This window comes from Corallococcus interemptor, assembly GCF_003668875.1.
In the GTDB taxonomy this organism is placed as follows: Bacteria; Myxococcota; Myxococcia; order Myxococcales; family Myxococcaceae; genus Corallococcus; species Corallococcus interemptor.
This window is the reverse complement of the sequence record NZ_RAWM01000051.1, coordinates 27176-40023: the sequence shown is the minus strand read 5'-3', so window position 1 is coordinate 40023 and position 12848 is coordinate 27176. Positions and strand designations below refer to the sequence as shown.

Below are 12848 nucleotides of genomic sequence, written 5' to 3'. Positions count from 1 at the left end.
GAAGGTCTCCTCCGAGTGACGGAAAACGGGGGAATGCCAGGCGTGCCGCGCGTGTAACACCGCGAGTTTACCGGGCTAGACGGTTTTTTCTCGTGCATCTACATCTTAAGAAAATCCGCGTTGACGGCGCATGATGCGTTTTCCTAGGGTGTCTCACAACAGCCGGATTCCGGGGCTGTGTCAGCGACGCTACGGGCATGACTTTCTCGGCGAACTCAACGACCCCCGGGCTGTCGCGCGACGCGCGGACGCCAGAAGAACCCTCGGCCTCCGGTGGTCCGCTGGCGCCTGCCCGCCCTGGGGACATGGCACCGGGCGCCGCGTCGGACGCGGGGCTGGCGCTGCTGCCTCGCCGGGCGAAGCGGATCCGTCAGACCATCGTGCGGCTGGCGGCGACGCCGTCGGGCTGTCACCTGGGCGGCTCGCTGTCGATGGTGGAGATATTGGTGGCGCTGCTGGGCCGGGTGATGCGCGTGGATCCGCGCGCGCCCAAGGCTCCCGAGCGCGACCACCTCATCCTGTCCAAGGGGCACGCGGCAGCGGGGCTCTACGCGGCGCTCGCGGAGTTCGGCTTCGTGGACGTGGAGACGCTGGTGCGCGAGTACAACGCGGACGGCAGCATCTTCACCGGGCACGTGAACGCGGCGGTGCCGGGCGTGGAGTTCGCCACCGGCAGCCTGGGCCACGGGCTGGGGCTGGGCGTGGGGCTGACGCTCGCGCACGCGCTGCGCGGTGAGCCCAACCGCACCTTCGTCGTCTGCGGCGACGGGGAGATGGGCGAGGGCTCCAACTGGGAAGCGCTCCAGGTGGCGTCACACCGCAAGCTCACGGGCCTGACGCTGATCATCGACCGCAACGGCGGGCAGAACGACGGGCCCACCGAAGCCATCCTGTCGCAGGAGGCGCTGGTGCAGCGCCTGGACGCGTTCGGCTTCCAGTCGCTGGAGGTGGAAGGGCACGACCTGCCCGCGCTGGTCGCCGCGCTGGAGGCGCCCGTCGTGGGCGTCCGTCCTCGCGCCATCGTGGCCCGGACGCGGAAGGGCGCGGGCGTGCCGATGCTCAAGGGCAAGGGGCCGCACTACGCGGTCTTCTCACCGGAGCACCTGCGCCGGGCGCTCGCGTCGCTGGGGGAGGACGCCCAGTGAGCGCGTCGCTCTCCCCGGGGGTGGACCTGGCCCAGGCGCCGGAGGCGTGGCTCGCCGCGCACCCGGACCTGTCCAGCCGGCTGGTGTTCCGGCACGCGGCGGCGCGCTTCGCGGAAGAAGACGCGCGCGTCGTCTTCCTGGAGGCGGACCTGGGCGGCGGAGGCGACCCGTTCGAGAAGCGCCACCCCCAGCGCTACTTCAACCTGGGCATCTGCGAGGCCACCATGCTGGACATGGCGTGTGGCCTGGCGCACGGCGGGCACACCGTCATCGCGCACAGCTTCGCGGCGTTCGGCGTGATGCGCGCGTGCGAGCAGGTGCGGCTGAACCTGGCCTATGCGCGCGCCAACGTGAAGCTGGTGTGCGACTACGGCGGCGTCGCGGGCGCGTTCTTCGGCCCCACGCACCACGCGATTGAAGACCTGGCCGTGCTGCGCGCGATGCCCAACCTCACGGTGGTGTCGCCCGCGGATGGCCTGGAGACGGTGCTCGCCACGCGCGCGATGCTCCAGCACGACGGGCCGGTGTACCTGCGGCTGGGCCGCAACCGCGTCACCCGCCTGGACCTCCCACGCCCGCCGTTCGAGCTGGGCCGCGCCGCGCTCCTGCGCGAAGGCGACGACGTGGGGCTGCTGGCGCACGGTGAAGTGGGCGTGTCCGTGGCGCTGGACGCCGCGAAGCTTCTGGAGGCGCAGGGCGTCTCCGCGCGCGTGCTCAACGTGCACACGCTCAAGCCGCTGGACGAGGAGGCGGTGCGTGAGACGGCGTCGCGCACGCGGCTCCTGGTGACGGTGGAGGAGCACAACGTGCTGGGCGGCCTGGGCAGCGCGGTGTGCGAGACGGTGTGCTCGCTGGACCTGCAGCGGCGCGTGCTGCGCGTGGGCTTGCAGGACCGGTACGACTCGCGCGCCGGTTCGCATGAAGCGCTGCTCAAGGGCCATGGGCTGGAGGGCGGGCAGGTGGCCGAGCGCATCCTTGGAGTGCTCCCAAGAACCCCGATGTTTGCCGTGGGACCCGAAGCGAGGAGGGACTGACATGCAGGTCCAGAACCCGAACCCGATGACGCAGTCCGTGCCGCCGGAGCAGTGTCCGCTGTGCGCCCAGCCGGTGCCGGGCGGCAACCGGATCGTGGGTGAGGTGCTCTCCTGTGACGGCTGTTCCGCCGAGCTGGAGGTGGTGGGCGTCAACCCGCTGCGGCTCGAGGAAGCGCCCGAGGTCGAGGAAGACTGGGGGGAGTAGACCCGCGCCATGCGCAAGGTCGACCTCGTCTATACGCGCGTGCGCACCGAGGAGAAGCTCCTCCTCGAGGCGCTGCGCAGGCGCGACTGCGCCGTCAACCTGGTGCAGGACACCGGGATGGTGCTGTCCATGGACCGGCAGCGCGTCACCGAGGCCGACACCGTGTTGATGCGCAGCATGTCCTTCACGCGTGCGCGCTACCTGGCCACGTTCCTGGAGATGAAGGGGCTGCGCGTGCTCAACAGCGCGCGGACCATCTCGCTGTGCGGGGACAAGGCGCTCACCAGCGCCGCGCTGGCCGCGAAGGGCGTGCCCATGCCGTGGTCGTTCGTGGCCTTCGACGAGGACGCGTGCCTGGAGGCGATTGAGCAGAAGGGCTACCCGGTGGTGACCAAGCCTGTGCTGGGCAGCTGGGGCCGGATGGTGGCCCGGCTGGACTCGCGCACCGCGGCCGAAGGCGTGCTGTCCACGCGCTTTGGCACCGGCGGCGCGCAGGACCACGTGGCGCTGGTGCAGGAGTACGTGGACAAGCCGGGCTACGACCTGCGCGTCTACGTCGTCGGCCGCGCGGTGGGCGGCCTCCGGCGGCGCTCCGAGCACTGGATCACCAACACCGCTCGAGGTGCCGTGCCGGAGCGCTACGAGGTGCCGGTGGTGCACGCGAGGCTGGCGGAGGCCGCGGCGGAGGCGGTGGGCGGGGACATGGTGGCGGTGGACCTGCTGGAGACGCGCGGCGGCGACATCTACGTCAACGAAATCAACCACTGCGTGGAGTTCGCGCGCAGCATCGACGAGACGGGCGTTCCGCTGCCGGACCTCATCGCGGAGTACGTCGCGTCCGGAGCCGGAGCCCGGCGATGAGCGTGCGCGTGGCGGTGCTGGGGGCCGCGGGCTACACCGGCGGCGAGGTGCTGCGCCTCTTGCTCGCGCACCCGGCCGTGGAGGTGGTGCAGGCCACCTCCGGCCAGTTCGCCGGCAAGCGCCTGGACTTCCCGCACCCGCACCTGCGCGGAGTGGGCACGCTGCGCTACACGCCGCACGACGCGCTGGAGCCCTGCGACGTGCTGGTGAGCTGCCTGCCCCAAGGCGAGCTGATCAATCGCTGGCAGAAGGTGTCCCGGCTGGCGGAGCGCGTGGTGGACCTGAGCGCGGACTTCCGCCTGGACGCCTCGGGGCACGCGCGCTGGTACGGCAAGCACCCGCGCCCGGAGGACGTCCCCGCGTTCGTCTACGGCCTGCCGGAGTGGATGGGGGACGCGCTGACGAACGCGCGCCACGTCGCGATCCCCGGCTGCATGGCGCACGCGGGGCTCCTGGCGCTCCTGCCGCTGCTGCACGCGGGGCTCGTGCGCCCGGACGTGCTGGTGGTGGACGCGAAGACGGGCTCGTCCGGGGGCGGTTCGACTCCGGACCGCTCGTCGCACCACCCGGAGCGGGCGAACGCGCTGCGCTGCTACAAGCCGGTGGGCCACCGGCACACGGGGGAGCTGGAGGGCGTGGTGGCGCGGGTCACCGGCCAGCAGCCCACCATCCACTTCAGCGCCACGGCGGTGCCAGGCGTGCGCGGCATCCTGGCGACGGTGCACGCCTTCGCGGCGCGGCCGGTGGACGAGCCGGAGGTGGTGCGCGCCATCGCCACGCGCTACCGCGAGAAGCCCTTCGTGCGGCTCTTGCGCCCCAGCGCGTCCCTGTCTCCGTTCCCGGAGCCCGGGCCGCTCCTGGGCACGAACCACTGTGACCTGTCGGTGGACGTGGACCCGGAGCGGGGCCGCGTGGTGGTGAACGCCGCCATCGATAACCTGGTGAAGGGCGCCGCTGGCACGGCGGTGCATGCGTTGAACCTGATGCTGGGCCGCCCGGAGACGGAAGGGCTGGGCTTCCGGGGCCTGCATCCGCTCTAGAGCGCTGTTCATTCCGAGGAGCCCCACCCATGAGCTTGAGCACGAAATCCCCTGGAGAGGTGTTCGCGGCCGCGGTCCAGAAGCAGGGCACGAAGGCGCACGTGGACTACGACAACTCCATCGTGGACGCGTTCCCCGGCTTCAAGCGCCGTCCGCGCATCGCGGTGCGCGGCATGTTCAAGACGGCGAAGGCGGAGCGCGACCCGGTGCCATTCTGGTACGAGACGCATCCGCAGGCGAAGCCCACCGGCCCGGTGCAGGACGTGGAGCTGCGGCCGGAGGCCGGCTTCGAGTTCCACCAGGACACGCAGGCGCTCAAGCCCACGCGCGCGTGGATTCAAGTGCCGCGCAACCTGCTGGAGGATCCGAAGTCGCTGGCGCAGTTCATCGACTTCCGGCTGCTGGTGCGGCTGAACACGGCGGAGAACCAGGCGCTGTGCATCGGCAAGGGCGGGGACGGCGTGCGGGGCCTGTTGCACACGCCGGGCATCGTGCGGCTGCCGGCGCAGAAGACGGCGGTGCGGTCGCTGCTCAACGCGTGCGCGCAGGTGGAGCAGATGGGCGGGTCCGCGGACGGCATCGTCATCAACTCGTTGGACTTCTACGAGCACCTGGTGGGCCAGCAGTCGCTCCTGTCGGACCTGGCGGCCATGGGCATCCGCCTGTGCCGCACGCGCATGGTGAACCCGGGCACCATCATCGTGGGGGACTTCACCGCCGCGGCGACGCTGTATGACAGCGAGCGCTCGGTCATCCGGTTCGCGGAGCCGCCGCCGGGCATCTTCCCGCGTGAGGGACTGGCGGCCTACGGCGAGGTCTACACGACGCTCGCGGTGCACCTGCCCACCCACTTCTTCGTGGCGTCGCTGACCTGATGGCCTCCGCGAGCGCGAAGGGCGAGGGCGCGCAGCTCACGGTCCTCTACATCACCGGCTGGTGCCGCAGCGGCAGCACCATCCTGGGCAACGTGCTCAACGAGGTGCCGGGCTTCTTCCACGTGGGGGAGCTGAGCTTCCTCTGGAAGAACGCGTACGGGAACGGCTCCAACACGCTGTGCGGCTGCGGCCAGCAGCTGTTGGAGTGCGGCATCTGGAACACGGTGCTGACCTCCGGCGTGCCGGCGGGCCTGACGCCGCGTGCGCACGCGGAGGCGGTGGTGCGCCGGCAGCAGGCCGCGGTGCGCACGCGGCACACGCTGCGGGTGTTGGATCAGGCGGAGGACTCGCAGGCGCTCCAGTCGCACGCGGACTTCCTGGCGCGCACGTACCGCACCATCGCGCGGGCCACGGGGAGCACGGTGCTGGTGGACAGCGGGAAGTTCCCCTCCGAGGCGGCGCTGCTGCCGCACGTGGAGGGCATCCGGCCGCTGTACCTGCACCTGGTGCGCGACCCGCGTGCGGTGACGCATTCGTGGACGAAGACGAAGCAGTATGTCGTCCCCATGTCCGCCGCGCGCAGCACGGCGTACTGGTTGGGCTTCAACGCGGCGTCGGAGGAGGTGACGCGGAGGTTCCCCGCCCAGTCGCTGTTCCTGCGCTACGAGGACTTCATCGCCGCGCCGGACCGCGCCGTGGACACGGTGCTGGACCTGGTGGGCGTGCCACGGGCGCAGAACCCGGTGAAGGGGCGCACGGTGGTGCTGGGCAAGAACCACACCGTCACGGGCAACCCGGACCGCTTCCGCAGCGGACCCACGCTCCTGCGCGGCGAGGACGACGCGTGGAAGGGGGAGCTGGCCTCCGGAGCGAAGGCGCTCACCGTGGCGCTCGCGTGGCCGCTGATGGCGAAGTACGGCTACTTCAGCGGAGCCAGGCGCGCACCCATCGGAGGAACCGCGCCGGACGCAGCGGGCGGGGAGCCCCGTCCCTGAGTCCTCGGACATGAGCCCTGTCCCCACGGATGAGAAGGCAAGAAACCCATCGGGCCCCCGCCGGGGGCGCGCCGAAAAAACCTGTCCGACAGTCGGACAGGTTTTGGATCGCGCCGGGCCGGAGGTGGGGCTTGGGGCTTGATGCGATGAGTCAGCCATTGGCATCGGGTTGAAGTGCTTTGAACCTTGAAGGTCTGGAGGGACGCGGATGGAACTGGGACTCGCCAACAAGGTTGCTCTCGTCGCCGGTGGCTCCAGCGGGCTGGGCCTCGCTGTCGCGGAGGAACTGGCGAAGGAGGGCGCGCATGTCGCCATCGGTGCTCGGGACTCGGACCGACTGGCCCAGGCCGAGGCCCGGCTCAAGTCCGTGGCCCGCGGCGGCCGGGTGCTGGCCTCCCGCGTGGACGTGAAGGATGACGCCGAGGTCCGCCGCTGGGTGGAAGACGTGGTTGCCAAGCTGGGCGCCCTGCACGTCGTCGTCACCAACAGCGGAGGACCTCCCCCGGGCCCTGCGTCCACCTTCGGCGTGGATGCGTACAAGAGCGCTGCGGACGCGGTGCTGCTGCCTCCCATCTCCCTGGCGCTCGCGGCGCTGCCGCATTTGAAGAAGGCCGGGTGGGGACGCCTGCTGTTCATCACCTCGGAGACCGTGCACCGGCCGGTGGCGCGCTTCGCGCTGTCCGGCTTCGCTCGCATGGGCATCGTCGGCTTCTCCGCCGCGCTGGTGCAGGAACTGGGCGATGCCGGCATCACCGTCAACGTCCTCGCTCCGGGCTACATGCGCACGCCCCCCGTGGAGCGCACCGCCGGCAACGCGGGCGACGTGGAGGCCGGCCTTCGCGCCATGGGCGCGCACATCCCGCTCAAGCGCGTGGGGCTCCCGGAGGAGTTCGCTGCCGCCGCGGTGTTCCTCGCCAGCGAGCGCGCGTCCTTCATCACTGGCACCGTGCAGCTCGTGGACGGCGGCGCGAGCGTCATCGGATGAGCGCCACCGCCGGTGCCTCCTCCCGCCGTCCCGTCGTCGTGAAGATTGGCGGCGCGGCGGGCGTGGACCTGGAGAACGTCTGCTCGGACGTGGCGGAACTCGTCCGCCAGGGCGAGCGCGTCGTCGTCGTCAATGGCGGGTCGGAGGCGGGTGAGCGGCTCCTGGGCTCGCTGGGGCTGGAGCGCCCGGAGGCCACCACCGCGAACGGCAACGTCGTGCGCCTCACCTATGCGCCCACGCTGCGCGCGCTCACCATGGCGTGGGTGGGTGAGGTCAACAAGGCCGTGGTGCTGGCGCTGCTGTCGAAGGGCGTTACCGCGCTGGGGCTGTGCGGCGCGGACGGACGCGTGCTCACCGCGCGCAGACGGCCGCCGCTCAAGCTGCAGGACTCCGGCGGACGGATGCGCATCGACCGCGAACACCTGGCCGGCGAGGTCTCGTCGGTGAACGCGGCGCTCCTGGGGACGCTGCTGGACGGCGGCTATGTGCCCGTCGTGTGTCCTCCCGCCGTGACGGAGGATGGCGTGCTCGTGAACGTGGACGCGGACCATGTGGCGTCGTCCATCGCGGCGGCGGTGGGCGCGAAGGCCCTGGTCATCCTCTCCAACGTGCCGGGGCTGCTCGCGGATCCGAAGGACCCCTCGTCGCTGGTGCGCTCGAGCGACGACGTGGCGGGCTGCATGCCGCTGGCGGGCGGACGCATGCGCTACAAGCTGGAGGCCGTCCGCCGCGCGCTGGAGGGCGGAGTCCCCACCGCGTACGTGAGCGCGTCCCGCGTGGCCCGGCCGGTGTTCGCCGCGCTGGAGGAGGCGGGCGGTACGAAGTTCACCCTTCGCGATGGAGGCAGGGCGGATGCGGGCGCGTGAGCCGGGCGTCGACTTGTTGCGGTGGATGGTGGAGCAGTACAGCCCCAGTCACCAGGAGGCCTCCTTCGCCGGAGCGCTGGTGGAGCGGCTGGCGGCTCGCGGCTGGCGCGCGCACACCGACGCCGTGGGCAACGCCGTCGCCCGCTACGGGGACGGGGGCACCGTCATCGCGTTCCTGGGCCACATCGACACCGTGCCCGGCGAAGTGCCCGTGCGGCTGGAGGGACAGAAGCTCTACGGCCGGGGCGCGGTGGACGCCAAGGGCCCGCTGTGCGCGTTCATCGAAGCCGTGGAGTTGCTGGACGACGCCGAGCGCGCCGGCAAGCAGTTCCTCCTGCTGGGCTGCGTGGAGGAGGAGGTCGCCATCACTCGCGGCGCCCTGCACGTGCGCGACCAGTACGCCCCGGACTTCGTCATCAACGGCGAGCCCAGCGGCGCGCACGCGGTGACCCTTGGCTACAAGGGGCTGTTGCGCCTGGACCTGGAGCACCGCGCCAGCCGCCGCCACACCGCGAGCCGCGACTACCGCGCCGCCGCCGAGCACGTCATCGACGCATGGAACGCGCTCAAGCGCCTGTGCGACGACTGGAACCGCGAGCGCCCATCCCTCTTCGAGCAGAACCTGCCCTCCCTCAACGCCTTCCACACCGGCGCCACGGAGACGGAGGAGTGGGCCACCGCCGCGGTGAGCATCCGCACCGGCCCGTCCACGGACACCGGCGCGCTGCTCGCGGCGCTGGCCACCGTGCCCACCGTGACGGTGCGCACCGTGGCGCGCAAGGACGCCGTGTCCACGAACGGCAACGACGCGCTCTCCCGCGTCTTCAAGCAGGCCATCCGCGAGCGCGGCGTGAAGCCCACCCTGCGCCTGAAGACGGGCACGTCCGACTGGAACACCGTGGCCTCCGCGTGGAGCGTGCCCACCGTGGCGTACGGCCCCGGCGACGCGGCGTTGGACCACACGCCGAACGAGCACATCGACCTGCCGGAGTACGAGGAGGGCGTCGCGGTGCTCGCGCGCGTGCTGGCGCTCCTGCCCGCGAAGTGAACGCTCAGGTGCCCAGCGCGGCCAGGCCCCTGGAGCGCAGCGTCCGCATCCCCACCACGATGCCGAAGAAGAGCAGCGCGCAGCCCGCGGTGATGGGCCGCACGCCCACGTGGTCCGACAGCGCGCCCTGGCCCCAGACGCCCAGGATGTAGCCCGCGTTCACCAGCAGGAGGAACAGGCTGCTCACGCGCGCCTGCAGCTCCGGCGGCGTGCGCGCCTGGCACACCGTCTTCAAGCCGGTGAAGGCCACCAGGTACACCGCGCCCAGGATGAACAGCGTCACCAGGGCCACCGGCAGGGAGGGGGACAGCCAGTAGGCCGCGGAGCACAGCCCCACGAGCAGCAGCGACGCCTCCAGGAAGGCCCGGCGCCCCATCCTCGCGGCGATGGGGCCGGAGCCGAACGCCGCGATGACCGCGCCCGTCCCCTGCGCGGTGAGCAGCAGGGACGTGGTCGTCGCGTCCCCACCCAGCACCTTCAGCGCGAACACCGGCACCAGGCCCACGAACGGGGAGATGAGCAGGCCCACCAGCGCGCCGGAGCCCAGCGCGAGCGCGATGCCCGGATCCGTCCACGCCAGCCGCACGCCCCGCATGATGCCGGCCCACAGCGCCTCCACCTTCGGAGGCAGGCCACTGACCGCGCCGCGCATCCCCGCGAGCGCCAGCAGCACGGCGAGGAACGACAGCGTGTTGACGAACAGCGCCCCGGCGATGCCCACCTTCGTGAGCACCAGCGCGGCCAGCACCGGACCGATGATGCGCCCCAGGTTGAACTGCGCCGAGTCCAGGCTGAGCGCGTTGTGCAGGTCCTCCGGAGGCACCACCGCCACGGTGAGCGCCGTGGCGCAGGGGATGACCAGCGTGCTGAAGGCGCCGTTGAGCAGCGCGATGGCCGCCACCCACGGCACGGACAGGTTCCCCGTGCCGGCCAGCACCGTGAGCAGCGCGGCCAGCAGCGCCTGCACGCACACGCACACGGCCATGAAGGTGCGCCGGTCGAAGCGGTCCGCGAGCGCGCCCCCCAGCGGCGCGAGGATGAGCGACGGCAGGTGCGTCAGCGCGGCGACACCGCCCGTCCACGCGGCCTGGCCCGTCACCTCCGTGACGTAGACGCCCAGGGAGACGGACTCCATCCACGTGCCGATGTTCGACACGAGCGTGCCCAGCCACAGAAGGGTGAAGTCGCGGTGGGACAGGGCCCGGACAGCAGCCGAACGGGAAAACAGGGAGGTGGCCACGGAGAGCCTCGTTCTACTGCGCGCCCCTGACGCGTGCCCGGTAAGCCCACGCCTACACGGCGGTTGACTCCTCGCCTGCCTTGAGAGACGGGGAAAGGCATGACGCGGCACAAGGTTCTCGTGGTTCCCCGGGAAATTGCTGGCGAGCGGCTGGATCGCTTCCTGACGAAGCACGTCCCGGGCCTCACGCCGGAGCGGGCCCGGGCGCTGCTGGACGCGGGGCGGGTGCGCATCCGGGGCAAGAAGGCGCAGGCCACGCGCAAGCTGTGGGGCGGCGAGGAGCTCACGCTGGAGACGCCGGAGCCCCGGCCGTCGCCGCATGCCTCGCTGGAAGGCCCGGAGTTGCCGGTGCTGTACGACGACGCGGCGCTCGTCATCGTGGCCAAGCCGCCGGGGCTGGTGGTGGAGCCGGAGGGGCGGGCGGCGTCGGTGGTGGGGCTGCTCGCGGCGAGATGCCCCCCGTTCGACGTGGAGGGCGTGGCCGCGCCCGGCGTGGTGCACAGGCTGGACCGCGAGACGAGCGGATGTCTGGCATTGGCCCGCACGGATGACGCGGTGGCGGCGCTGCTCCTGGCGTTCCAGGAGAAGCGCGTGGACAAGCGCTACCAGACGCTGGTGCTGGGCCGTCCGCCGGAGACGGGGAGACTGGAAGGACCGTACGCGAGGGACCCGAAGGATCCGCGCCGCTTCACCACCCGCGTGCCCTCCGCGAGGCGCGCGGCGCTGACGTTCACGGTGCGCGAGCGGTTCCGGGAGGGGGCGCTGCTGGACATCGACCTGGACACGGGGCGCACGCATCAGATCCGCGTGCAGCTGTCGGAAGCCGGCTTCCCGGTGCTGGGCGATTCGCTCTACGGCACGGAAGAGGCACGCAGGCACCCGGCGGCGCTCGCGGTGGGACGTCAGGCCTTGCACGCGTGGCGGCTGGAGGTTCCGTCCTCCGCGACGGGGCGGATCATCCAGGTGGAGTCGCCGCCGCCAGAGGACTTCGAGCGGGGGCTCACGGTGCTGCGTCAGACCGCGTGATAGGGTTCAGGCATTGGGGAAGAGGGGAACATGCAATCGCGGATGAAGTCGTTGGTGCTGGCCCTGTGGCTGGTGGGCTGTGGATCCTCCACGAGCCCGTCGGAGCCGGAGCGGGACGCGGGCACGCAGGTGGATGCGGGCACCCGGAGCGACGCGGGCGTCACGGACGACGCGGGAACGCCTGACAGTGGCATCGCGGAGGGCCTTCCCTGCGAGAAGACCCAGGGCGTGTGCGCGGGAGCGAAGCGCGCGTGGGTGGACGGGGCCTATGAGCCCGTGTGCACGGCGCGCTCCTACGGCACGGACTACGAGGCCGCGGAGACGCGCTGCGATGGTCTGGACAACGATTGCGACGGGGTGACGGATCCGTCGACGTGGACGGATGTCATCGCGACGAACTTCGTGGCCGACGATGACTCGGTGGACAGCCTGCCCGTGGCAGGGGGCTTCCTGATGACCTACATCGACAGCTCGGAGGGCATCAAGGTCCTCCGGTTCGACGAGTCCCTGGGCCTGCGAGGCACATCGCTCATCCCGTTGGATGCAGCTTCGTCGCCCATCACGCAGGTCCAGTTGCTGCGCACCTCGCGCGGGCTGGCGCTCTACTTCACGGCGAATCATTCCCAGTCGGGCTCCTCCTTTGCTCAGGGACACCTCGTGTATCTGGATGAGCAGGGCGTTCCGCTCGGCGCTCCCGAAGGCGTCGTCCTGTTCGAGCAGTCCCGGTACTTTGGGGGCTGGGGGGGCGCGGCGCGCGTGGCGGCATCCGTGGATGGAGCGCGGATCGCCGTGGTCTGGATCGTTGATGCCCTCGATGTCCGCGAGGTGCGGGGCATGATCGTCGACGCGGACGGACAGGTCCTGGCCGAGCCCCGGGTGTTGTTCAAGTCGGACACCTTCCGTTTCTCCTCGCCCGCGGTGCTGGGCCTGGAGGATGGGGGCTTCCTCGTCACGATTCACGAGGATGGTGGGGAGCGCGAAAAGTCGTGGTTCCGGATGCGGCGTTGGGACCGGGAGCTGGGCGCCGTGGGAGAAGAGCGAGTCTTCCCCGTGGCGTACATGGCCATCCCCAAGCTGCTGATGGCGCCAGGAGCCGGCGGCAGCGGATGGGAGCCGACGTTGCTCTACCGCGAACCGGATGGGCACACGCCCCGGATCCATCAGCTGCGGTCACTCTTCGAACCGAAGATGTCCGAGACGCTGACGCCCGTGACGTGGAGCCAGTCCGCGGCGTTTGGCGCCACGGTCACCTCCCGGGGGCTCCAGCTGGCCTGGCTCGCCACGAACGTCGGGGATGTCATCCCGAGCGGTCCCTACGCGCCCTGGAATGGACGGCTCTGGGGCTTGAGCCCGTCCGGCGTCATGACGGATTGGACTCCGGGCCCCACACCACTGCCCATCTATCTTCAGGGCGCCGCGGTGCGGCTGCATGAGCTTCCCGGAGGCTGGATGGGAGCCCTCCTGAGGACCGGGACGGACAATCCCCGGACCTACGCCTTCCACTCGCTTCGCTACTGCGCGCCCTGAG

Annotated in this window: 13 protein-coding genes; 12 read left to right on the top strand and 1 reads right to left on the bottom strand. The window is 71.2% G+C overall.

Features of this window, described 5'->3' with window-relative positions; translation table 11 throughout:
* The first annotated feature begins 305 nt into the window (after positions 1-305).
* From D7X96_RS19740 to D7X96_RS19695, 10 genes are all read left to right on the top strand, one after another.
* On the top strand, positions 306-1145 hold the full coding sequence (locus tag D7X96_RS19740) for a thiamine pyrophosphate-binding protein (protein ID WP_121724071.1): 840 nt from the start codon (positions 306-308) through the stop codon (positions 1143-1145).
* On the top strand, positions 1142-2179 hold the full coding sequence (locus D7X96_RS19735; RefSeq protein ID WP_120551332.1) for a transketolase family protein: 1038 nt from the start codon (positions 1142-1144) through the stop codon (positions 2177-2179). The genes D7X96_RS19740 and D7X96_RS19735 overlap by 4 nt, the downstream gene beginning before the upstream one ends.
* A gap of 1 nt (position 2180) precedes the next feature.
* Complete coding sequence (gene lysW, locus D7X96_RS19730; protein WP_120551333.1) at positions 2181-2384, top strand: lysine biosynthesis protein LysW; 204 nt, start codon at positions 2181-2183, stop codon at positions 2382-2384.
* Between the two features lie 9 nt (positions 2385-2393).
* Positions 2394-3245, top strand: a complete 852-nt coding sequence (locus tag D7X96_RS19725) for a RimK family alpha-L-glutamate ligase (RefSeq protein ID WP_121770430.1) — start codon at positions 2394-2396, stop codon at positions 3243-3245.
* Positions 3242-4285 carry an N-acetyl-gamma-glutamyl-phosphate reductase gene (argC, locus tag D7X96_RS19720; protein ID WP_120551335.1) on the top strand — a complete coding sequence of 348 codons (1044 nt, stop codon included), beginning with the start codon at positions 3242-3244 and terminating at the stop codon, positions 4283-4285. Before D7X96_RS19725 ends, argC begins: the two co-directional genes overlap by 4 nt.
* A 29-nt stretch (positions 4286-4314) precedes the next feature.
* Positions 4315-5160 (top strand): family 3 encapsulin nanocompartment shell protein, encoded by an 846-nt coding sequence (locus D7X96_RS19715; protein WP_120551336.1) that lies wholly within the window; start codon positions 4315-4317, stop codon positions 5158-5160.
* On the top strand, positions 5160-6155 hold the full coding sequence (locus D7X96_RS19710) for a sulfotransferase (RefSeq protein WP_120551337.1): 996 nt from the start codon (positions 5160-5162) through the stop codon (positions 6153-6155). Before D7X96_RS19715 ends, D7X96_RS19710 begins: the two co-directional genes overlap by 1 nt.
* Before the next feature lie 208 nt (positions 6156-6363).
* Entirely contained in the window at positions 6364-7140 is a 777-nt protein-coding gene (locus D7X96_RS19705) for an SDR family NAD(P)-dependent oxidoreductase (protein ID WP_120551338.1), read from the top strand.
* Positions 7137-8006 carry a [LysW]-aminoadipate kinase gene (locus D7X96_RS19700; protein ID WP_121770429.1) on the top strand — a complete coding sequence of 290 codons (870 nt, stop codon included), beginning with the start codon at positions 7137-7139 and terminating at the stop codon, positions 8004-8006. Before D7X96_RS19705 ends, D7X96_RS19700 begins: the two co-directional genes overlap by 4 nt.
* A complete protein-coding gene (locus D7X96_RS19695; protein WP_120551340.1) occupies positions 7993-9054 on the top strand; it encodes a M20/M25/M40 family metallo-hydrolase in 1062 nt (353 codons plus the stop codon). Before D7X96_RS19700 ends, D7X96_RS19695 begins: the two co-directional genes overlap by 14 nt.
* Positions 9055-9058: 4 nt before the next feature.
* Here D7X96_RS19695 and D7X96_RS19690 read toward each other — a convergent pair whose 3' ends face one another.
* Positions 9059-10294 (bottom strand): MFS transporter, encoded by a 1236-nt coding sequence (locus tag D7X96_RS19690; RefSeq protein ID WP_120551341.1) that lies wholly within the window; start codon positions 10292-10294, stop codon positions 9059-9061.
* Positions 10295-10393: 99 nt separating this feature from the next.
* Here D7X96_RS19690 and D7X96_RS19685 point away from each other — a divergent pair, with 99 nt between their 5' ends.
* Positions 10394-11320, top strand: a complete 927-nt coding sequence (locus tag D7X96_RS19685; protein WP_121770428.1) for an RluA family pseudouridine synthase — start codon at positions 10394-10396, stop codon at positions 11318-11320.
* Positions 11321-11350: 30 nt separating this feature from the next.
* Complete coding sequence (locus D7X96_RS19680) at positions 11351-12847, top strand: putative metal-binding motif-containing protein (RefSeq protein ID WP_147468350.1); 1497 nt, start codon at positions 11351-11353, stop codon at positions 12845-12847.
* The last annotated feature ends 1 nt before the right edge of the window (position 12848 follow it).

Coding starts and splice junctions, on each gene's coding strand:
- D7X96_RS19740 (WP_121724071.1), top strand. CDS start 306: ATGGCACCGGGCGCCGCGTCGGACGCGGGGCTGGCGCTGCTGCCTCGC.
- lysW (WP_120551333.1), top strand. CDS start 2,181: ATGCAGGTCCAGAACCCGAACCCGATGACGCAGTCCGTGCCGCCGGAG.
- D7X96_RS19725 (WP_121770430.1), top strand. CDS start 2,394: ATGCGCAAGGTCGACCTCGTCTATACGCGCGTGCGCACCGAGGAGAAG.
- argC (WP_120551335.1), top strand. CDS start 3,242: ATGAGCGTGCGCGTGGCGGTGCTGGGGGCCGCGGGCTACACCGGCGGC.
- D7X96_RS19715 (WP_120551336.1), top strand. CDS start 4,315: ATGAGCTTGAGCACGAAATCCCCTGGAGAGGTGTTCGCGGCCGCGGTC.
- D7X96_RS19710 (WP_120551337.1), top strand. CDS start 5,160: ATGGCCTCCGCGAGCGCGAAGGGCGAGGGCGCGCAGCTCACGGTCCTC.
- D7X96_RS19705 (WP_120551338.1), top strand. CDS start 6,364: ATGGAACTGGGACTCGCCAACAAGGTTGCTCTCGTCGCCGGTGGCTCC.
- D7X96_RS19700 (WP_121770429.1), top strand. CDS start 7,137: ATGAGCGCCACCGCCGGTGCCTCCTCCCGCCGTCCCGTCGTCGTGAAG.
- D7X96_RS19695 (WP_120551340.1), top strand. CDS start 7,993: ATGCGGGCGCGTGAGCCGGGCGTCGACTTGTTGCGGTGGATGGTGGAG.
- D7X96_RS19685 (WP_121770428.1), top strand. CDS start 10,394: ATGACGCGGCACAAGGTTCTCGTGGTTCCCCGGGAAATTGCTGGCGAG.
- D7X96_RS19680 (WP_147468350.1), top strand. CDS start 11,351: ATGCAATCGCGGATGAAGTCGTTGGTGCTGGCCCTGTGGCTGGTGGGC.